The sequence below is a fragment of the Enterobacter sp. P82 genome (assembly GCF_037053385.1).
In the GTDB taxonomy this organism is placed as follows: Bacteria; Pseudomonadota; Gammaproteobacteria; order Enterobacterales; family Enterobacteriaceae; genus Enterobacter.
In genome coordinates this window covers 2,340,938-2,362,094 of the sequence record NZ_JBALHX010000001.1, presented here as the reverse complement: position 1 = coordinate 2,362,094, position 21,157 = coordinate 2,340,938, and the positions used below count along the sequence as shown (strand labels likewise).

18 protein-coding genes are annotated in these 21,157 nt (G+C 58.3%); 11 read left to right on the top strand and 7 right to left on the bottom strand.

From position 1 onward, the window contains the following. Positions 1 to 57 precede the first annotated feature (57 nt). Entirely contained in the window at positions 58 to 2,298 is a 2,241-nt protein-coding gene (locus WB237_RS11310) for a TonB-dependent siderophore receptor (protein ID WP_336213023.1), read from the bottom strand. 145 nt (positions 2,299 to 2,443) lie between these two features. Here WB237_RS11310 and fes point away from each other — a divergent pair, with 145 nt between their 5' ends. The 3 genes from fes to entF are packed head-to-tail and all read left to right on the top strand — an operon-like array spanning position 2,444 to position 7,723. Beyond that, positions 2,444 to 3,670, top strand: coding sequence for an enterochelin esterase (fes, locus tag WB237_RS11305; protein ID WP_336213021.1), 1,227 nt, complete (start codon positions 2,444 to 2,446; stop codon positions 3,668 to 3,670). Continuing rightward, positions 3,657 to 3,869, top strand: coding sequence for an MbtH family protein (locus tag WB237_RS11300; protein WP_129996492.1), 213 nt, complete (start codon positions 3,657 to 3,659; stop codon positions 3,867 to 3,869). The genes fes and WB237_RS11300 overlap by 14 nt, the downstream gene beginning before the upstream one ends. Next, complete coding sequence (gene entF / locus WB237_RS11295) at positions 3,866 to 7,723, top strand: enterobactin non-ribosomal peptide synthetase EntF (protein WP_336213018.1); 3,858 nt, start codon at positions 3,866 to 3,868, stop codon at positions 7,721 to 7,723. The genes WB237_RS11300 and entF overlap by 4 nt, the downstream gene beginning before the upstream one ends. 60 nt (positions 7,724 to 7,783) lie before the next feature. On the opposite strand, the gene fepC is transcribed toward entF, so the two are convergent. The 3 genes from fepC to fepD are packed head-to-tail and all read right to left on the bottom strand — an operon-like array spanning position 7,784 to position 10,574. Continuing rightward, on the bottom strand, positions 7,784 to 8,584 hold the full coding sequence (gene fepC, locus WB237_RS11290) for an iron-enterobactin ABC transporter ATP-binding protein (RefSeq protein WP_336213016.1): 801 nt from the start codon (positions 8,582 to 8,584) through the stop codon (positions 7,784 to 7,786). After that, positions 8,581 to 9,573, bottom strand: a complete 993-nt coding sequence (gene fepG, locus WB237_RS11285) for an iron-enterobactin ABC transporter permease (protein WP_336213014.1) — start codon at positions 9,571 to 9,573, stop codon at positions 8,581 to 8,583. The genes fepC and fepG overlap by 4 nt, the downstream gene beginning before the upstream one ends. Further along, positions 9,570 to 10,574: a Fe(3+)-siderophore ABC transporter permease gene (gene fepD / locus WB237_RS11280; RefSeq protein WP_336213012.1), complete on the bottom strand. Its 1,005-nt coding sequence runs from the start codon at positions 10,572 to 10,574 to the stop codon at positions 9,570 to 9,572. The genes fepG and fepD overlap by 4 nt, the downstream gene beginning before the upstream one ends. 108 nt (positions 10,575 to 10,682) lie before the next feature. On the opposite strand from fepD, the gene entS reads away from it, so the two are divergent. Continuing rightward, complete coding sequence (entS, locus tag WB237_RS11275; RefSeq protein WP_336213009.1) at positions 10,683 to 11,930, top strand: enterobactin transporter EntS; 1,248 nt, start codon at positions 10,683 to 10,685, stop codon at positions 11,928 to 11,930. A 47-nt stretch (positions 11,931 to 11,977) separates the two neighbouring features. On the opposite strand, the gene fepB is transcribed toward entS, so the two are convergent. Continuing rightward, positions 11,978 to 12,937 carry a Fe2+-enterobactin ABC transporter substrate-binding protein gene (gene fepB / locus WB237_RS11270; protein WP_336213008.1) on the bottom strand — a complete coding sequence of 320 codons (960 nt, stop codon included), beginning with the start codon at positions 12,935 to 12,937 and terminating at the stop codon, positions 11,978 to 11,980. A 185-nt stretch (positions 12,938 to 13,122) separates the two neighbouring features. Here fepB and entC point away from each other — a divergent pair, with 185 nt between their 5' ends. The 7 genes from entC to WB237_RS11235 all read left to right on the top strand — a co-directional run bounded on the left by entC (position 13,123) and on the right by WB237_RS11235 (position 20,463). Beyond that, on the top strand, positions 13,123 to 14,298 hold the full coding sequence (entC, locus tag WB237_RS11265; protein ID WP_336213006.1) for an isochorismate synthase EntC: 1,176 nt from the start codon (positions 13,123 to 13,125) through the stop codon (positions 14,296 to 14,298). Between the two features lie 12 nt (positions 14,299 to 14,310). Beyond that, positions 14,311 to 15,918 carry a (2,3-dihydroxybenzoyl)adenylate synthase EntE gene (gene entE, locus WB237_RS11260; RefSeq protein ID WP_336213565.1) on the top strand — a complete coding sequence of 536 codons (1,608 nt, stop codon included), beginning with the start codon at positions 14,311 to 14,313 and terminating at the stop codon, positions 15,916 to 15,918. Between the two features lie 10 nt (positions 15,919 to 15,928). After that, positions 15,929 to 16,783: an isochorismatase gene (locus WB237_RS11255; RefSeq protein ID WP_336213004.1), complete on the top strand. Its 855-nt coding sequence runs from the start codon at positions 15,929 to 15,931 to the stop codon at positions 16,781 to 16,783. Next, positions 16,783 to 17,538, top strand: a complete 756-nt coding sequence (gene entA, locus WB237_RS11250; RefSeq protein WP_336213002.1) for a 2,3-dihydro-2,3-dihydroxybenzoate dehydrogenase EntA — start codon at positions 16,783 to 16,785, stop codon at positions 17,536 to 17,538. The genes WB237_RS11255 and entA overlap by 1 nt, the downstream gene beginning before the upstream one ends. Next, complete coding sequence (entH, locus tag WB237_RS11245) at positions 17,538 to 17,951, top strand: proofreading thioesterase EntH (RefSeq protein WP_336213000.1); 414 nt, start codon at positions 17,538 to 17,540, stop codon at positions 17,949 to 17,951. Before entA ends, entH begins: the two co-directional genes overlap by 1 nt. A 149-nt stretch (positions 17,952 to 18,100) precedes the next feature. Continuing rightward, entirely contained in the window at positions 18,101 to 20,206 is a 2,106-nt protein-coding gene (gene cstA, locus WB237_RS11240) for a pyruvate/proton symporter CstA (RefSeq protein WP_336212998.1), read from the top strand. 59 nt (positions 20,207 to 20,265) lie between these two features. After that, on the top strand, positions 20,266 to 20,463 hold the full coding sequence (locus WB237_RS11235) for a YbdD/YjiX family protein (RefSeq protein ID WP_006177086.1): 198 nt from the start codon (positions 20,266 to 20,268) through the stop codon (positions 20,461 to 20,463). On the opposite strand, the gene WB237_RS11230 is transcribed toward WB237_RS11235, so the two are convergent. Both WB237_RS11230 and WB237_RS11225 read right to left on the bottom strand, forming a co-directional pair. Continuing rightward, positions 20,460 to 20,864 (bottom strand): helix-turn-helix domain-containing protein, encoded by a 405-nt coding sequence (locus WB237_RS11230; RefSeq protein WP_045909615.1) that lies wholly within the window; start codon positions 20,862 to 20,864, stop codon positions 20,460 to 20,462. The genes WB237_RS11235 and WB237_RS11230 overlap by 4 nt on opposite strands. Next, positions 20,836 to 21,141, bottom strand: coding sequence for a type II toxin-antitoxin system RelE family toxin (locus WB237_RS11225; RefSeq protein ID WP_336212992.1), 306 nt, complete (start codon positions 21,139 to 21,141; stop codon positions 20,836 to 20,838). The genes WB237_RS11230 and WB237_RS11225 overlap by 29 nt, the downstream gene beginning before the upstream one ends. Between the last annotated feature and the right edge of the window lie 16 nt (positions 21,142 to 21,157).

Sequence of the window (21,157 nt, the reverse complement as noted above, 5' to 3'; positions counted from 1 at the left end):
GCCTGATGCCCTCGCCTCGACCCTCTCCCAAAGGGAGAGGGGAAGTTACTGCCTGTATCAGAAACGCGTATTCACGCTCATGTACCAGGTGCGGCCCGGCTCATTATACGTGTATGCCCCTGCACCGTACATATATGCCCCGGTGGTGGCATTCCCGGTGGTCTGGGCATTACCTGCGCGCCACTGACGCTTATCGAAGACGTTATCCACGCCGCCGGTCAGGCTGACATTTTTGGTCATGTCCCAGGTCGCGCTCAGACCAACGATGCTGTAAGGGCTGACTTCGTCTTTCTCCGATCCGGTTACCGGCTGACCTTTGTAGTTGTACTTCTTCGGCTGCTGCTTGCCGTACCAGGTGAAGGTTGACTGGAGTGATACATCCTGATGCACCTGCCAGCTCAGGGTTGAGTTCAGCGTGTACTCCGGGATGATCGACAGACGGTCACCGGTCTCTTTGTTCTTGCTTTGTAGCATGTAAGTGATGTTATTGGTCCAGTTGATCGTGTCGCTGACCGGCACGTTCAGGGAGCCTTCCAGGCCTTCAACTACTGCTTTTGGTACGTTTTCCCACTGGTAGATATCCGTCTGCGCTTTACCGGAGGAGGTGTGGCCAATTGGCGTGTAACCCGCTTCAATCTTGTCGCGATAATCGTTACGGAACCAGGTCACGCCCGCCAGCCAGCCGTCGCGTTTCCACTCCAGACCAATTTCTTTGTTGATGCTGGTTTCCGCTTTCAGGTCGTCGTTACCCATCATGTAGCAACCGACGCCATCAGAGCTGGCGTAACACCCCTGGCCTTTGCTGTACAGCAGGTAGTTTGGGTTGGTCTGGTACAGGCTTGGTGCTTTATAGGCGCGGGCAATCCCCATCTTCAGCGTGAAGTCATTGCCCAGACCTTGCGACAGATTCAGGGATGGGCTCCAGTTGTTGCCGACGATGGTGTGGTGATCGAAGCGCAGGGCCGGGGTCAGCATGGTGCTGTCGGTCAGTTCCATGTTGTTCTCGGCGAACAGCGAGAAGATCTCTGCGGAGGTATACGGGCTGCGATCGTTACTCATCCCCGGGACGGTCCCGCCCTGCAGGGTTTGCGTGAAGGAGGTAGAGTCCTTCATGCGCTGCTGGTTCCACTCGGTACCTAAGGTCAGGTTCTGGTTGACGAGGAAATCAATTGGCAGGTTGATCTCGCTGTGCAGCATCACATCGGCCAGGTCGGTGTCGGTGAATTTATCGCTGTTGAACAGACCTTCAGTGCCCCCGGCCAACCCCTCGCCCAGACGCGAGTTACGGGTGTGCTCGTACTGCGCCCAGTTGCTGGTGGTGATGCCGTTATCCCAGCCGCCGTTCCAGGTCACGGCAAAGTTCTGGCGATAGATACGGTTGGTCTCTTTACCGTAGTTCTTCTTCACCAGCGCATTGTCGTTGTTGGTGTTCTGCGTGTCGCCCGCGTAGAGGTTGTTCTGGCGGCTGTAGCCCGCCTCAAACTCCAGAGACTGCATTGGCGCGAAGTCCCAGCGGACCACGCCGTTAATGTCTTTGTTTTCAACCCCTTCGCGGCCTGCTGGCAGGGTATTGGCATAGATGCCGGTACGGTCAGACTGATGGCCCTGGTTAATGTCCCACGCATCGGCCTGGGTTTTGTCAAGGTTACCGTACATGCGGAAGCTGAAGTCGCCGCCCAGCGGTCCGCTCAGGCTGAAGTTAGTTCGCTTGGTTGAACCTTCATCCTTGTGTTCAGGCGCATTCAGATAGGTGTTCCAGGAGCCATGCCACTGGTCGTCGAACTTTTTGGTGATGATGTTTACCACACCGCCCGCCGCACCGTTGCCGTAGCGCGCGGCGGCTGGTCCACGGATCACTTCGATGCGTTCGATCATCTCCGGTGGCACCCAGCCGGTATCCCCGCGTGTATCACGCTCGCCGCGCCAGCCCAGACGGATGGAGTTACGGCTGGTCACCGGTTTGCCGTCAATCAGGATCAGGGTGTTTTCCGGGCCCATGCCACGGATGTCGATCTGACGGTTATTACCGCGCTGGCCGCTGGTGGAGTTCCCGGTCAGGTTAACGCCCGGCATGGTACGGATGATTTCAGCCACGTCGCGTGCGGGCGGGTTTTTACGGATTTCATCGGCGGTAATGGTCGATACACCCGGTGCCTGCAAATTCTGCTCGGCGGCGGTGATCACCATCGTGTCTTCGTGCTGTGCAGAGGCGGTATTGTCGTCTGCCATGGCTGGCAGCGCGACGCCATAAATCCCTAAATTGACCAGCAAGGCCAGAGAGTGAATCTTCTTATTCATTGGGTGTCCCGCTTTTATGGTTACTTATGAACGCGCTTCCCACAGCGCGGGCATTACGCTATTGTAAATGCAAATAGTTATCAATAATATTATCAATAAAATTTGCTCTGAAACAAAAAAGACTGTGAAACATGGGGTTATAAGGGTGACGACGTTAACAACCGGAAGTGAAGCGTGGTGGCAGTCGAAAAAGGGACCTGAATGGGTACGTGAAAAGGGAAACTATCGCGTTACGTTCTGGTGGCGTGATCCGAAAGGTACGCAAAATACATCGACGGTAAAACGCGTCTGGCTCTACATCACCGGCATAACCGACCACCATCAAAATGCTCGCCCGCAATCCCTCGAACGCATTCCCGATACTGATGTCTGGCAGTGGCAGGGGGAGTTCAGCCCCGAGTGGCGGGGGAGCTACTGTTTTATCCCTTCTGATAACGAACACGATTTTGCCGATGCGGTGTTTGAAGATGCACATCCGGATCGTCTGGCGTTACGTGAAGGCTGGCGCAAGCTGCTGCCGCACGCGGTTTCCGACCCGCTGAATCCGCAGAGCTGGCGCGGCGGTCGCGGTCATGCCGTCTCGGCGCTGGAGATGCCGGACGCGCCCGTTCAGCCCGGCTGGGATCATCCCGATACGCCGTATCAGCCGCCAGTCTGCATTGAGTGGAACAGCACACGTCTGGACAACCGCCGCCGCGTGTGGATTTTTACCACCGGGGATGACAGCCCAGAGCGTCCGCTGGCGATATTGCTCGACGGTCAGTTCTGGGCCGAAAGCATGCCGGTGTGGTCTGCGCTGACGTCGCTCACCACCGGGCACAAACTGCCACCTGCGGTCTACGTATTGATCGACGTGATTGATATTGAGCACCGTAGCCGCGAACTGCCCTGCAACCCCGATTTCTGGCTGGCGGTGCAGGAAGAACTGTTCCCTCTTGTAAAAAAACACGCGCCATTTAGTGACCGCGCCGACCGTACTGTGGTGGCGGGACAGAGCTTTGGCGGACTCTCTTCACTTTATGCCGGACTCAACTGGCCGCAGCGCTTTGGCTGCATTCTCAGCCAGTCTGGATCTTACTGGTGGCCGCACCGCGGTGCGCAGCAGGATGGACTGCTCATCGAACAGCTCAGAACCGGCGAAAAAACCGCACATGGGCTGCGTATTGTCCTTGAGGCCGGGCGCAATGAACCGCTTATTTTCCGCGCGAATCAGGCGATCTATGCCGAACTACAGCACACACAGCAACCAGTTATCTGGCGTCAGGTTGATGGTGGCCACGATGCACTTTGCTGGCGCGGTGGGCTGACGCAGGGGCTGATGATCCTCTGGCAGCCGCTTATTCACTCACGGAGTCTGTATGGAATTCAGTAATCCTTTCGATAATCCGCAAGGACAGTTCGCCGTTTTGCTTAACGAGCAGGGGCAATACAGCCTGTGGCCGCAGCAGTGCGCACTGCCCGCTGGCTGGCGTGTGGTATGTGAAGCGCAGTCGCAGGAAGCGTGCCAGCAGTGGCTGGACGAACACTGGCAAACGTTAGAACCGTCTCATTATGCGGGGGAGAACGCATGAACCGTCTTCCTCTCGTCGCCGCCCAGCCGGGGATCTGGATGGCGGAACAGCTGTCCACGTTGCCCAACGCCTGGAGCGTAGCCCACTACACTGAACTGAAAGGCGATATTGACGCGCCGCTGCTTGCCAAAGCCATTCTTGAAGGCATGATGCAGGCCGATACCCTACGTATGCGTTTCGCAGAAGATAACGGTGAAGTGTGGCAGTGGGTGGATGAGTCCATGATGTTGCCGGAACCCACCGTCATTCGCGTCGGCTCACACGATGACGCTGTGGCGCTGATGACAGCCGATCTCAACCAGAACCTGCGTGTAGACAGCGGCCAGCCGCTGGCGTTTCACCAGCTGATTCAGGTTGCTGAAGGCCACTGGTACTGGTATCAGCGTTATCACCACCTGGTGGTGGATGGCTTCAGCTTCCCGGCCATTACCCGGCAGATCGTCGCAATTTATCGCGCATGGAAAAAGGGGGAGCCCACACCGGATTCTCCTTTCACGCCGTTCGCGGAGGTGGTGGAAGAGTATCAGCGCTATCGCGACAGCGAGGCGTATCAGCGTGATGGCGCTTTCTGGGCTGAACAGCGGAAAGCGCTTCCTTCCCCCATTTCGCTCTCTTCCACGCCGCTACCCGGGCGTGCAGCAACCACCGACATTCTGCGTCTGAACATGACCGCTGACAGACGTGCCTTTAGCCAACTGGCACAGGCGGCAGGGCAGGTGCAGCGTACCGATCTGGCGCTGGCACTGGTGGCACTGTGGCTTGGGCGTCTGACGGGACGGCTGGATTACGCCGCCGGGTTTATCTTTATGCGTCGCATGGGTTCCGCCGCGCTGACTGCCACCGGCCCGGTACTCAACGTCCTGCCGCTGGCGGTCAATATCCATCCGCAGGAGAGCCTGCCAGAGCTGGCATTGCGCCTGGCGAATCAGCTGAAAAAAATGCGCCGCCATCAGCGTTACGACGCCGAGCAAATTGTGCGCGACAGTGGTCGTGCCGCAGGCGACGAAGCGCTGTTTGGCCCGGTACTGAACGTCAAAGTTTTCGATTATCAGCTGGATATTGACGGTGTGGAAGCTATCACTCATACGCTGGCCACCGGGCCGGTGAACGATCTGGAGCTGGCACTCTTCCCGGACGAGCAGGGTGGGTTGAGCATTGAGATCCTCGCCAATAAACAGCGCTACGATGAAGCGACACTTACCCGTCACGCGGCGCGCCTGAACGCGATGCTGACGCAGTTTGCCGCCAACCCGGACCTGCGCTGTAGCGAAGTGGAAACCGTTTCGGAGCAGGAGTACGCCCAGCTGGCGCGCATCAATGATACCGGGCTGGCGCTACCGTCCACTACGCTGGCGGATCTGGTGGCGGAGCAGGCAAGCAAAACGCCGGATGCCCCTGCGCTGGCGGACGCGCATATTGAACTGAGCTATCGCCAGATGCGTGAGCAGGTTGTCGCGCTGGCAACGTTACTGCGCGAACGCGGCGTGAAGCCGGGCGACAGCGTGGCGGTGGCCTTACCACGTTCGGTATTTTTGACGCTGGCGCTGCACGGCATTGTGGAAGCGGGGGCTGCCTGGCTGCCACTGGATACCGGTTACCCGGACGATCGTCTGCGGATGATGCTGGAGGATGCGAAGCCATCGCTGCTTATCACCACCAACGAGCAGCTTCCGCGCTTTAGCGATCTGCCGATAACTGCGTTTAGTTACAACACACTATTACCGGCTGCGGAGATTGAACCGCTGCGCCTGGCGAAGCCGGAGCAGACGGCGTACATCATCTTTACCTCTGGCTCCACTGGCCGCCCGAAAGGGGTGATGGTTGGACATACTGCCATCGTAAACCGCCTGAAGTGGATGCAGGATCACTACTCGCTGGACGCCAGCGACGTGGTGGCACAGAAAACGCCGTGCAGCTTTGATGTCTCGGTATGGGAGTTCTGGTGGCCGTTTATTGCCGGGGCGAAACTGGTAATGGCCGAGCCGGAAGCACACCGTGATCCGCAGGCGATGCAGACCTTCTTCGCGCAACACGGTGTGACCACCACCCACTTTGTACCGTCGATGCTGGCGGCATTTGTCGCCTCGCTGACGCCGGAGAACGTCGACTGTTGTCAGTCGCTTAAGCAGGTATTCTGCAGCGGTGAAGCCCTGCCTGCGGCGCTGTGCCGGGAATGGGAACAACTGACCCATGCGCCGCTACATAACCTCTACGGCCCGACTGAAGCGGCTGTGGATGTCAGCTGGTATCCGGCGTATGGCCCTGAACTGGCGGCGGTGGACGGCAACAGCGTGCCAATTGGCTTCCCGGTGTGGAACACGGGGCTGCGCATTCTGGATGCGATGATGCGCCCGGTGCCGTTTGGGGTGGCAGGCGATCTCTATCTCACCGGTATTCAGCTGGCGCAGGGGTATCTGGGTCGTCCTGATCTGACCGCCAGCCGCTTTATCGCTGACCCGTTCGCGCCAGGTGAACGTATGTACCGCACCGGTGACGTCGCCCGCTGGCTGGATAACGGCGCGGTGGAGTATTTAGGCCGCAGCGATGATCAGCTGAAAATTCGCGGGCAGCGTATTGAACTGGGTGAAATTGACCGGGCAATGCTCTCGCTGCCGGACGTGGCTCAGGCTGTGGCGCACGCCTGTGTGTTCAACCAGGCGGCGGCAACGGGTGGGGATGCCCGTCAGCTGGTGGGGTACGTTGTCTCCGAATCCGGTTTGCCGCTGGATCGCGATGCCTTGCTGGAATCGCTTAAAACACAGCTTCCGCCGCATATGGTGCCGGTGGTGCTTCTGCAAATCAGTGCGCTGCCGTTAAGTGCGAACGGCAAGCTTGACCGCAAGGCGCTGCCGCTGCCAGAGCTCACCAGTAAAACTTCCGGCCGCGCGCCGGAGACGGGCACCGAAGTTGCCGTCGCGCAGGCGTTTTCTGCGCTACTGGGTTGCGAGGTGAATGATATCGAAGCCGATTTCTTCGCCCTCGGAGGACACTCGCTGCTGGCGATGCGCCTGGCGGCACAGTTAAGCCGCGCATTCAACCGCAAGGTGACGCCGGGACAGATTATGGTTGCGTCGACGGTGAGCAAGCTTAGCGTGCTGCTGGATTCACAGATGAGTGACGAGCAGGCGCAGCGTCTGGGGTATGAAACCCTTCTGCCGCTGCGTGAAAGCGATGGCCCGACGCTGTTCTGTTTCCACCCCGCGTCCGGCTTTGCCTGGCAGTTCAGCGTGCTGGCACGCTACCTTAGCCCGCGCTGGTCGATAACGGGCATTCAGTCCCCGCGCCCGGATGGGCCGATGCAGCAGTGCGCCGATCTGGATGGTGTGATCGAGCATCATCTGGCGACGCTGCGGGCCCAGCAGCCGCAGGGGCCGTATTACCTGTTCGGCTATTCCCTCGGCGGTACGCTGGCTCAGGGCATTGCCGCCCGACTGCGCGAGCAGGGTGAAGAGGTGGCATTCCTCGGCCTGCTGGATACCTGGCCGCCGGAAACCCAGAACTGGGCGGAGAAAGAGGCCAACGGCCTCGACCAGGAAGTGTTGGCGGAAATTGAGCGCGAGCGTCAGGCGTTTATCGCCGCGCAGCAGGGGCAGGGTTCAAGTGAGCTGTTTAATGCCATTGAAGGCAACTACGCCGATGCCGTGCGGCTGTTAACAACGGCGCACAGTTCACGCTTTGACGGCAAAGCGACGCTGTTTGTTGCCGAGCGCACCAGAACGATGGATCCGCAGGTGGCCTGGGCACCGTGGGTAGGTGAACTGGAGGTGCATAACCAGGATTGCGCCCACGTAGATATCATTTCACCGCAGGCATTTGAGAAGATAGGGCCGGTGTTGAAGGAAATCCTGGGGTAACGACCTGAAGGGGGGAGGGGTTGCTCCCTCTCCCTGTGGGAGAGGGCCGGGGTGAGGGCATCAGACCGCACGCTTACCTAACGGCACCACCAGCGGCGTTCCCGCTACCGGATCGTCAATAATCATGCAGCGCATGCCGTAGATCTGCTCGATCAGCTCCGGCGTCACAATCTCTCCCGGTGCGCCCTGCGCCACAATTTCGCCATCGCGCAGCGCAATCAGGTGCGTGGCGTAGCGGCAGGCCTGATTCAAATCGTGCAGTACCGCCGCCAGGGTGTACCCCCGCGTGCGGTTGAGATCGCTTAGCAATTCGAGCAAATCAATCTGATGGCTGATGTCCAGCCATGTCGTCGGCTCGTCCAGCAGCATGATGGACGTCTCCTGCGCCAGCACCATCGCGATCCACGCGCGCTGGCGCTGCCCGCCAGAGAGGGTATCCACGCTTTGCCGGGCGAGATCGGTAATGCCCGTCGCCTGCATCGCGCGGGTCACCGCCTCGTCATCCTCTTTACGCCAGCGGGTAAACAGCGGTTGATGCGGGTAGCGTCCGCGAGAGACCAGCTCCTGCACCGTGATATCGCCCGGCGTAGTGGCGTTTTGCGCCAGCAGCCCAATGCGCCTGGCCACTTCTTTGCTGGCGAAGTGCTGGATGTGCTCGCCGTCGAGGTACACGCACCCTTCAACTGGCGTCATCAAACGGCTGAGGGTGCGCAGCAGGGTCGATTTTCCGCAGCCGTTCGGGCCGATAATCGCCGTAAAGTGGCCGTCCGGAATGGCAACGGTTAAGTCACGGGCAATGATTTTTTTGCCGTAACCCAGGGTTAAGTTGTCGCCGCGCAAGCGGGAAGCTAAGTCAGTCATTTCTTGCGTGACTCCTGAACTAACAAGACGATGAGGTAAATCCCGCCGAGGCTGACGGTCACGACGCCCACCGGAAGTTGATAAGGCATAAACAGCTGTTGGGCGCAGAGATCGGCGGCCAGCAATAACAATGCGCCACACAGCGCCGCCTGGGTTAAGCCCCAGCGCGCAGTGCCGCTAAGACGCCGGGCAATATGCGGTGCCACCAGGGCGATAAACGAGATTGGCCCGGCAATCGCCGTCGCCGCTGCGGTCAGCAAGACGGCGACCAGCATCAGCATCAGGCGCGAACGTTCAACACTCACACCCAGGGCGCAGGCACTGTCATCGCCCATCTCCAGCAGACGCATGCGGCGCACCAGCAGCAGGGCACCGATAAACATCAGAACAATCAATGGTGCCGCGGGCCAGGTTTTGCCCCATGTCAGGCCATTCAGGGAGCCGGCGTACCACAGTCCCGCAGACAGCGCGGTTTCCAGTGACGCCTGCAACAACAGCCAGGTATTAAACGCCATCAGCATTGCACGCACGCCGATGCCGATGATGATCAGACGAAAGGTGTCGATACCGTTACGCCAGGCCAGCGCCCAGATAATCAGCGAGGTCAGAATACCCCCGGCCATTGCGGTAAAGGTAATGGCCGTCAGGTGCTGACCAAACAGCACCATTGCCACTAATACGCCGCTCCAGGCACCGGTATTGAGGCCCATCACGTCCGGGCTGCCGAGCGGGTTGCGCATCAGTGACTGGAAAATCGCGCCGCTAATGCCGAGTGCAGCACCCACCAGAATGGCCATCGCCACACGCGGCAGGCGCCATTCCGTTACTACCAGCGTGACATTGCGCGGTGCGCTGCCAGTTAGCGCATCAAAGACCTGGCTGAAATCAAGCAATATCGCACCGCTGCGCAGGCTCCAGACTGACAGTATCAGAGTGGTGATAACCAGCAGGGAGAGGCAGGTTAATAATCGACGGGATGGGGCCATCATGCGCCACCTCCGCGTTTACGCCGCACCAGGAAGATCAGCACTGGCGCGCCGATAAAGGCGCTGACTACTGAGACGCGCAGCTCGCCGGGTACCAGCAAACGTCCCAGGATATCGGCAAACAGCAGCAGGGCAGGCGTTGCAAGAAGCGTGACCGGCAGTGACCAGCGGTGATCTGCCCCCACCAGCCAGCGTGACATATGCGGCATCATCAGGCCGATAAAGGCGATCGGGCCGACTACCGCCGTTGCACTGCCGCACAGGACGGTAATGGCAAGAAGACCAATGAGTTGGGTACGTGCAACCCGGTTACCAAGCGCAGTGGCAGTATCGCTGCCCAGGCTCAGGCTATTCAGCGCCCGGCTTAAAAACAGCGCGACGGTGGCAGCGATAATCACCGGGATCACCACCACCTTTAAGGTTTCCAGCGTACGGATATCCAGCGAGCCGGCCTGCCAGAAGCGCAGCTGGTCGTAAACGTCCGGGTTGAGCAGGGCGATGCCGTTGGATAACCCTTCCAGCACTGCGGCGAGCGCGACACCCGCAAGGGTCAGACGTACCGGGCTAAGCTGGCCGCCGCCCTGGCTGCCGGTAAAGGCCACGACCAGCGAGGCCACCAGTGCGCCGCAAAAGGCCATCACCAGCTGTTCAGACGCTGACGTTAACCCGAACATGGCCGCGCCGAGCACAATGGCAAAACTGGCACCGCTGTTAACGCCCAGAATACCGGGGTCGGCCAGCGGGTTACGGGTGAGGGTTTGCATCAGAGCACCCGCAAGGCCCAGCGCGCCACCGGCCAGCAGTCCGGCAAGCGTGCGGGGCAGTCGGGCGTCGAGCACGATGATGCAGTCGGCGCTCTGGCAGGTGCCGGTGAGCGCATCAACGATAACGGACGCGGGCAGCGGCTTAGCGCCGACCAGCAGGCTGAGTGCAATCGCAAGGATCAACAGCAGCAATAAAACGGGCACGGCAATGGCACGTCCCGAAGAAGAGGAAAACGACATAGCAACATCCATGATTTGATAATGATAGTGATTATCGTTATCTATCTTATTTGGCTATGTTAGCATGTGCACCCATTGAATGGGTAGAATTACACTCAAGGCTTTGTCATGAATCAAAAATCCTGGCTGCTCAACCTCAGCCTGCTTAAAACACACCCGGCATACCGGGCAGTTTTTATCGCCCGCTTTATCTCCATTTTATCTCTCGGCCTGCTCGGCGTTGCCGTGCCGGTACAGATCCAGGCCATGACACACTCCAGCTGGCTGGTGGGGTTATCCGTTACCTTAACGGGCGGGGCGATGTTTATTGGCCTGATGGTGGGAGGTGTACTGGCAGACCGCTACGAGCGTAAGAAACTGATCCTGCTGGCGCGCGGTACCTGCGGTGTGGGGTTTATTGGCTTGTGTCTGAACGCCATGCTGCCGGATCCGTCGCTTGTGGCAATTTACGCCCTCGGGTTGTGGGACGGCTTTTTTGCCTCGCTAGGGGTAACGGCACTGCTGGCTGCTACCCCCGCGCTGGTGGGGCGCGAAAACCTGATGCAGGCGGGAGCCATTACCATGCTGACTGTGCGTCTGGGTTCGGTGATTTCGCCGATGGTTGGCGGTCTGCTGCTTGCGACCGGCAACGTGGTGTGGAACTATGGCCTGGCGGCGGCAGGAACTTTCATCACCACGCTGACGCTGTTGCGCCTGCCGCTGCTGCCACCTCCGCCGCAGCCGCGCGAACATCCACTGAAATCTCTGATGGCCGCTATTCGTTTCCTGTTCACCAACCCGCTGATTGGCGGGATTGCGCTGCTCGGCGGCCTGCTGACGATGGCCAGCGCCGCGCGCGTGCTGTACCCGGCACTGGCGGGAGAGTGGCAGATGAGCGCCTCGGAGATTGGCATTCTCTACGCCGCCATTCCGCTTGGTGCGGCGTGTGGCTCGCTGACCAGCGGTAATCTGGCGCAGAGTGTACGCCCGGGGCTGATTATGCTGCTTGCCACGCTGGCCTCGTTTATCGCCATTGGTTTCTTCAGCCTGATGCCGGTGTGGGCGTTGGGCGTGATTTGTCTGGTCATCTTCGGCTGGCTGAGTGCTATCAGTTCGCTGCTGCAATATACCCTGATTCAGACCCAGACACCGGAAGGAATGCTGGGGCGAATTAATGGCCTGTGGACGGCACAGAACGTAACGGGGGATGCAATTGGTGCGGCGATCCTTGGTGGGCTGGGGGCAATGATGACCCCGGTGGCGTCGGCGAGCAGCAGCGGGTTCGTGTTAGCGATTGTGGGTGTGATTCTGTTAATGGTGCTGGTGGAGTTGCGGCGGTTCAGGCAGGAGGTTGTTTTGAACGACGGTGCGGCGTGATGCCCTCACCCCAGCCCTCTCCCACAGGGAGAGGGAGGGGAAAATACTTACTTGAACAACGTATTCAATCTGTCTAATACCAACATCGCGCTGTAATAATCCAGGCGGAACGTCTCCGTTCCCAGCGACCAGACGCGTTTGTTCTCCACCGCAGGCAGATGCGCCAGTAGCGGATTGGCGTAAATCGCGTCGACATCTTTCTGGTCACCGGCAAACACAAACAACCCTTCACCGTTCAGCCCCGTTGCCAGGTTTTCGCCGCCCAACTGGATGATGTCGTGGCGTTTACCCTGGCTTTTTGATGTGTGTAATCCGGCGGGCAATTCAGACAGCGTAAAGCCTAGCTGGTGCAGCAGCTTGCCCTGCGCGGATTCAGCAGTCCACAGGTTGGCGCTGTGCGCGGCGGCGGTGTAGACGATGGCGTTTACCGGTTGCGGCGGCAGCTTCATCTGCTGTTTCACCTGGCTGAGCTGTTTATCGAACGCCGCGATGCGCTCTGCGGCCTGCTTTTCCTGCCCGGTGATGGTGCCCAACTGCGTCAGCAGTTCCTGCCAGCTTTTATCGTCGTAATTGATCACCAGCGTCGGGGCAATGGCGGAGAGCTGGTCGTAGAGCGCTAGCGCAGAATCCCCGCCGGTGGCACCGATCAAAATCAGATCCGGCATTTGCGCGGCGACCGCTTCGGCGCTGGGTTCCCCAATATAAAGACGCGCAACGTTGCGCTGTTTCGCGATATCCCCCCACTGACGTAAAAAGCCCTGTGCATCCGCCACGCGGTTGTTGGGCGTGGTGGCACCGCTGGCAACCACCGGTGCGTCAATCGCCAGCAGGGAACCCGTTAACGTCACGCTGGTGGAGACAATACGCGCCGGTTTGCTCTCCAGGGTATGCACGCCACGACTGTCGGTGACCTGGCGCGGCCAGTCTGCGGCGGTGGCTGAGGTTAGTCCTAAAACAAAAAGTCCTGTTAAAAAAAGGGCATTGCGGCAAACGGCAGGGAATTTCACTGAGCGGCATCCTGTTTTTTTGAAGATAATGCTTCTCATTTTCATGGTTGTAAGAATGGGATGCAAGCGTTTGTCGCACAAGTATTTACCCGATGGTTGACAGCGGAGCGCTGTGGGATTAGGTTAGTCGACGAAAACATAAATGATAATCATTATTGCTTCTTTTATCATTTCAGGAGGATGATATGGATACGTCCCTGGCTGAGGAAGTTCAGCACACCGCGACCACGCTGCAATCAGACAGCTTTTTCTTTATGTCGCCTTACCGCAGCTTTACCACGTCCGGCTGTTTTGCCCGTTTCTCTGAACCTGCCGTCGGTGGTGATGATCTGACTGGCCACTTCCAGCAAAAATTAGCGCAGGCCTTCCAGGATGCAAAAGCCAGCGGTATCGCGCATCCGGTGATGGTGGGGGCTATTCCGTTCGATACCCGCAAACGGTCGTCACTGTTTATTCCGCAACGCTGGCAGACATTTTCCCGTCCTGCACGTCAGCAATCCGCTCGCTATTTTTCCGGCTCGCAGGCGCTGAAGGTGGAGCAACGCACCGAAATTCCCCCGCAGCCTGTTTTTGAAGAGATGGTCGCCCGCGCCGCCGCACTTACTGCTACGCCTCAGGTGAACAAAGTGGTGCTCTCGCGCCTGATTGATATCGCGACCGATAACAACATTGATAGCGGTGCGCTGATGGAGCGTCTTATCGCCCAGAACCCGGCGAGCTTTAACTTCCATGTGCCGCTGGAAGAGGGGGGCGTGCTGCTGGGAGCAAGTCCGGAACTGCTGTTGCGAAAAGAGGGGGCGCATTTTAGCTCGCTCCCGCTGGCAGGCTCTGCGCGTCGTCAGCCCGATGATGTGCTTGACCGCGAGGCGGGCAATAAATTGCTGGCTTCTGAGAAGGATCGCCACGAGCACGACCTGGTCACTCAGGCGATGAAATCTACTCTGGCGCCGCGCAGCCACCATCTCAGCATGCCTGATTCTCCGCAGCTGATCACGACACCCGCGCTGTGGCATCTGGCAACGCCGGTGGAAGGTGACGCGCGAGAAAACGAAAACGCCCTGAGCCTGGCCTGCCTGTTGCACCCGACCCCAGCACTGAGCGGGTTCCCGCATCAGGCGGCAAAAGAACTGATTGCCGAACTGGAGCCGTTCGATCGTGAACTGTTCGGCGGCATCATCGGTTGGTGCGATAGCGAAGGTAACGGTGAGTGGGTGGTGACCATCCGCTGTGCGCGTCTGCATGAGAAGTCTGTTCGCCTGTTTGCCGGGGCGGGCATTGTGTCCGCCTCCTCCCCGGTGGGTGAGTGGCGCGAAACCGGTGTGAAGCTCTCTACCATGCTCAACGTTTTTGGTTTGCATTAAGGAATACTCATGATCATTCCCTTTACCCGATGGCCCGAGGAATTTGCCCGGCGCTACCGAGAAAAAGGCTACTGGCAGGATTTGCCCCTGACCCACATCCTGACGGATCGTGCGGATAGCGACGCGGTGGCGATAATCGACGGCGATCGTCGCATTACCTACCGAGCGTTTAATCAGGCAGTGAACAATCTGGCGTCGGCTTTACAGATGCAGGGACTGCATCGCGGCGAAACGGCACTGGTTCAACTCGGTAACGTGGCCGAATTCTACATCACCTTTTTCGCGCTGCTGCAAATCGGCGTGGCTCCGGTTAACGCGCTCTTTAGCCATCAGCGCAGTGAGCTAAATGCCTATGCCACGCAAATTAAACCCGTCGTATTGATCGCCGATCGCGACCATGCGCTTTTTACGGGCGATGCGTTCCTCAATACCTTTACTGATGAACACCGCTCAGTGCGCGTCGTACTGCTGCGTGGCGATAAAGGGGAACATGTGCTGGAAACGGCGATTGCACGTCCCGCGGACAATTTTATTGCGAACCCGACACCCGCTGATGAAGTGGCCTTCTTCCAGCTCTCCGGCGGCAGCACCGGCACGCCGAAGCTGATCCCGCGCACGCACAACGATTACGACTACAGCATCCGTCGTAGCAACGAGATCTGCGGCATTACCGCTGAAACCCGTTACCTGAACGCGCTGCCTGCGGCACATAACTACGCCATGAGTTCACCGGGATCGTTAGGCGTCTTCACGGCAGGTGGCTGTGTGGTGCTGGCGAATGATCCGAGCGCCACGCTGTGCTTCCCGCTGATTGAACAGCATCAGATTACTGTCACCTCGCTGGTGCCACCGGCGGTCAGTCTCTGGCTACAGGCGATTACCGAAGGAACCGGAAACACTCAACTGAAATCACTCACGCTGTTGCAGGTGGGGGGGGCACGGTTATCCGCTACGCTCGCTGCGCGTATTCCGGCTGAGATTGGTTGCCAGCTTCAGCAGGTGTTTGGCATGGCAGAAGGGCTGGTGAACTACACCGCCCTCGACGATTCCCCGGAACGCATCATCAACACGCAGGGCCGTCCAATGTGTCCGGACGACGAAGTGTGGGTGGCTGATGAGCACGGTCATCCGCTGCCGCGCGGCGAAGTTGGCCGTCTGATGACGCGCGGGCCCTATACCTTCCGCGGCTATTTCAACAGCCCGGAACACAACGCCAGCGCCTTCGACGCCGACGGCTTTTACTGCTCCGGCGATCTGATCGCCATTGACGAACAGGGCTACATCACCGTGCAGGGGCGTGAGAAAGATCAGATCAACCGCGGCGGTGAGAAGATCGCCGCCGAAGAGATCGAAAACCTGCTGCTGCGCCACGAGTCGGTGATCCACGCTGCGCTGGTGAGCATGGAGGACAGCCTGCTTGGCGAAAAGAGCTGTGCGTATCTGGTGGTGAAACAGCCGCTACGCGCGGTCGAAGTGCGCCGCTTCCTGCGCGAGCAGGGCGTCGCAGAATTCAAACTGCCGGACCGCGTGGAGAGCGTTGATGCGCTCCCGTTAACGCCTGTCGGTAAAGTCGATAAGAAACAGTTGCGCCTGTGGCTTGCTGAACGCGCCCGGGGCTGAGGAACAGAGTATGGCTATCCCAAAATTAACCGCCTATGTGCTACCAACCGCCGCAGAGCTGCCAACCAGTAAAGTGAACTGGGCGTTTGAGCCAGATCGTGCCGCGCTGTTGATCCACGATATGCAGGAGTACTTCCTGAACTTCTGGGGCGAAAACAGCGCGATGATGCAGCAGGTGGTAGCGAATATCGCGAAACTTCGCGCGTACTGCAAAGAACATAACATTCCTGTGTATTACACTGCTCAACCAAAAGAGCAGAGCGATGAAGACCGCGCTCTGTTGAACGACATGTGGGGACCCGGGCTGACCCGTTCGCCGGAGCAGCAGCGTATTGTGGCTGAGCTGGCGCCGGACGAAGCGGACACGGTGCTGGTGAAATGGCGTTACAGCGCCTTCCACCGTTCGCCGCTGGAGCAGATGTTGAAAGAAACGGGCCGCAACCAGCTGCTGATCACCGGCGTGTACGCCCACATCGGCTGCATGACCACCGCTACCGATGCCTTTATGCGCGACATCAAGCCGTTCTTTATCGCCGATGCGCTGGCCGATTTCACCCGTGACGAGCACCTGATGTCCCTCAACTACGTAGCAGGGCGTTCCGGCCGCGTGCTTATGACTGACGAATTGCTGCCATCCATTCCGGCCTCCAAAGAGGCACTGCGCGCAATCATTCTGCCGCTGCTGGACGAATCCGATGAACCGATGGATGACGAAAACCTGATCGACTATGGCCTGGATTCAGTGCGCATGATGGCGCTGGCAGCCCGCTGGCGTAAAGTGCACGGCGATATCGACTTCGTGATGCTGGCAAAAAATCCAACCATCGATGCCTGGTGGATGCTGCTTTCCCGCGAGGTGAAGTAATGGCGGGGTTCGATTTTAGCGGCAGAAGCGTCTGGGTGACGGGCGCAGGTAAGGGCATTGGTTATGCAACAGCACTGGCGTTTGTGGATGCCGGGGCTAAGGTCACGGGTTTCGACCTTGCCTTTCCACAAGGCGACTATCCGTTCGCCACTGAAACGCTGGATGTGGCGGATGCCGAACAGGTGGCAGATGTTTGCGGACGTATGCTCGCAACTCTCGACCGCCTTGACGTGCTGGTGAATGCCGCCGGTATTCTGCGCATGGGGGCAACGGATCAGCTCTCACAGGAGGAGTGGCAGCAGACCTTTGCGGTTAACGTCGGCGGGGCGTTTAACCTGTTTCAGCAGACGATGGGGCAGTTTCGTCGCCAGCAGGGCGGGGCAATTGTCACCGTTGCCTCTGATGCTGCGCACACGCCACGCATCGGGATGAGTGCCTATGGTGCCTCGAAAGCCGCACTGAAAAGCCTGGCTCTGACCGTCGGGCTGGAACTGGCGGGTAGCGGCGTGCGCTGTAACCTGGTGTCGCCCGGCTCAACGGATACAGATATGCAGCGCACGCTGTGGAAAAGCGACGATGCAGAGCAACAGCGCATTCGCGGCTTCGGCGAGCAATTTAAGCTTGGCATCCCGCTGGGTAAAATCGCCCGTCCGCAGGAGATTGCCAACACCATTCTGTTCCTGGCATCCGACTACGCCAGCCATATTACCTTGCAGGATATTGTGGTGGACGGCGGTTCCACGTTGGGGGCGTAATGATCTGGAAACGTCATTTATCGCTTGAGGCATTGAATGCCACCAGTCTGAACACCCTGGTGGCGCATCTGGGGATCGTTTATACCCGCCTCGGTGACGACACGCTGGAAGCCGAAATGCCGGTGGATGTGCGCACCCACCAGCCGTTTGGCCTGCTGCATGGGGGGGCCTCGGCCGCGCTGGCGGAAACACTGGGCTCCATGGCCGGTTATCTGATGACCTGTGACGGACAAAACGTGGTGGGAACCGAGTTGAATGCAACGCATCACCGCGCGGTGGCACAAGGTAAGGTACGCGGCGTGTGTCAGCCGCTGCACCTGGGGCGCTCCAGCCAGAGCTGGGAGATTGTGGTGTTCGACGAGCAGGGAAGGCGATGTTGTACCTGTCGGTTAAGTACGATGGTATTGGGCTAAGCCATTCAACTGATAGTGATCGGCTTAACACTGTGATGTAAATGTCTGGTTTGACCACACATAATTGCGTTTCAAAGTTGTTAAATTTTCGTCGTTGTTCTAGAAACAAAATGTAACATCTCACTGTTTCACAACAACGGACAACAACTATGAACAACTCAGGGAAATACCTTATATGGGCAGGGCTCTCCGTTGTGGGAGCTTTTGCCCTGGGCTATATCGCCCTCAATCGGGGGGAACAGATCAATGCGCTCTGGATAGTCGTCGCCTCCGTCTGCATTTATCTGATCGCGTATCGTTTTTATGGCCGCTATATCGCTAAGAATGTCTTAGGCGTTGACGCTACGCGCATGACACCTGCCGTCCGTCATAACGACGGGCTGGATTACGTGCCGACCGACAAAAAAGTGCTGTTCGGACACCATTTTGCGGCGATTGCCGGAGCGGGCCCGCTGGTAGGACCGGTGCTGGCGGCGCAGATGGGCTATCTGCCGGGGATGATCTGGATCCTCGCCGGCGTGGTGCTGGCAGGGGCGGTGCAGGACTTTATGGTGCTGTTCGTCTCCACCCGTCGCGACGGGCGTTCACTGGGTGAACTGGTGAAAGAGGAGATGGGTGCAACCGCTGGGGTGATTGCGCTGGTGGCGACCTTTATGATCATGGTGATCATTCTGGCGGTACTGGCGATGATCGTGGTGAAAGCGTTAACCCACAGCCCGTGGGGGACATATACCGTCGCCTTTACCATTCCACTGGCCATTTTCATGGGGATCTACATTCGTTACCTGCGTCCGGGACGTATTGGTGAAGTGTCGGTGATTGGCCTGGTGTTGCTGGTTTTCGCCATTATTTCCGGCGGCTGGGTGGCAGAAAGCCCAACCTGGGGGCCATTCTTCGACTTTACTGGCGTACAGCTGACCTGGATGTTGGTGGGATACGGCTTTGTGGCGGCAGTGCTGCCAGTCTGGTTGCTACTGGCCCCACGTGACTACCTCTCTACATTCCTGAAAATTGGCACCATCGTTGGGCTGGCTATCGGCATTCTGATTATGCGCCCGACGCTGACCATGCCTGCGCTGACCAAATTTATTGACGGTACTGGTCCGGTCTGGACCGGCAACCTGTTCCCGTTCCTGTTTATTACCATCGCCTGTGGTGCGGTGTCTGGCTTCCATGCGCTGATCGCATCGGGAACCACGCCGAAAATGCTTGCCAATGAAAATCAGGCCTGCCTGATTGGCTACGGTGGCATGTTGATGGAATCCTTTGTCGCCATCATGGCGCTGGTCTCCGCCTGTATTATCGATCCGGGCGTGTACTTCGCGATGAACAGCCCGATGGCGGTATTGGCACCAGCCGGAACCGTTGACGTGGTCGCCTCTGCGGCTCAGGTAGTGAGCGGATGGGGCTTTGCCATCACACCGGATACTCTCACCAGTATTGCTAATGAAGTCGGCGAACAGTCGATTATTTCGCGTGCGGGTGGTGCACCAACGCTGGCAGTGGGTATGGCCTACATTCTGCACGGCGCGCTTGGCGGGTTGATGGACGTGTCGTTCTGGTATCATTTCGCCATTCTGTTTGAAGCGCTGTTTATTCTTACCGCAGTAGATGCCGGTACCCGTGCAGCACGCTTTATGTTGCAGGACCTTCTGGGCGTTATCTCCCCGAACCTGAAACGGACTGATTCGTTACCGGCCAACCTGCTGGCGACGGCGCTGTGCGTGCTGGCGTGGGGCTATTTCCTGCATCAGGGCGTGGTAGATCCGCTGGGCGGGATTAACACCCTGTGGCCGCTGTTCGGCATCGCTAACCAGATGCTGGCAGGCATGGCGCTGATGCTCTGCGCGGTGGTACTGTTCAAGATGAAGCGTCAGCGTTATGCATGGGTGGCGTTGCTGCCAACGGCGTGGCTGCTGATTTGTACCCTGACGGCGGGCTGGCAGAAAGCCTTCAGCCCGGATAACAAAGTGGGCTTCCTGGCCATTGCCAACAAGTTCCAGGCGATGATCGACAGCGGTAAGATCCCGGCGCAGTATACGGAATCACAGCTGTCTCAACTGGTGTTTAACAACCGTCTGGATGCCGGGCTGACCATCTTCTTTATGGTGGTGGTCGTGGTGCTGGCGTTGTATTCTCTCAAAACCGCGCTGGCGGCGCTGAAAGAAGACAAGCCGACGGCGAAAGAGACACCGTATGAACCGATGCCTGAAAACCTGGACGCAATTGTAACCCAGGCGAAAGGGGCACATTAACCTGTAAGCCGGGTGGCGCTAGCGCTTACCCGGCCTACATAACCTGTGAGACCAGAAAGATGTTCGACACCCTCTCTAAAGCAGGTAAATACTTAGGCCAGGCCGCCAAAATGATGATTGGCGTGCCGGACTACGACAACTACGTCGAGCATATGCGCGTCACCCATCCTGACCAGACGCCGATGACCTACGAAGAGTTTTTCCGCGACCGCCAGGATGCCCGCTACGGCGGTAAGGGCGGCGCGAAGTGCTGTTAACCCTCTTTCGGTAAATAGAGGCTGATCTGCTCCTGCTTGCAGCCATAAATTGCCGCGAGTTTTTCGCGGGTGCGTTTTTGCGGACGGGAGTCCAGCGCTTCCAGCTGTGACACGGCAGACTGGCTGATACCGAGTTTCTCTGCCACTTCCTGCTGGGATAACCCGCGCAGGATGCGCCAGGCAGCCTGCAGGCTGACATTCTGCCAGGTCATGATGCTGCACACTTCTCCGGGCAATTCCACGTCATCCAGACTATCGTGTTCGACCTCAATATCCTCTAGATCGTCATCGGTTTCGTCGTCAATTTCTGACATCTGTAAGAGCATACGAAAATATTCGTGATAGGGAATAACGGCGTACTGCGTTTTCCCGTTATCGTCCTTGATTAGCTGTACAGCCATAGGTGGCACTCTCCTCATGCAGGTAAGTCGTTGAAGTTCTGCGCTTGACGGCCAAAACATAACAATGGTTATCGGGATCGTCCCGAAGCGTATAGATGATGCGGTAATCGCCAATACGTAGCCGGAAATGAGCTTCTGTCGCCGATATTTTTTTGATATCGGGCCGGGGAGTTGAACGGTCATCCAGCTCAGTAAGCTTTACCTCAATGCGTCGCTGATACCGCTCGTCAATCTTTGAAAACGCCTTCTTTGCACCATTGGACCAGACAATCTTCATCCGTACCTCCACTGTA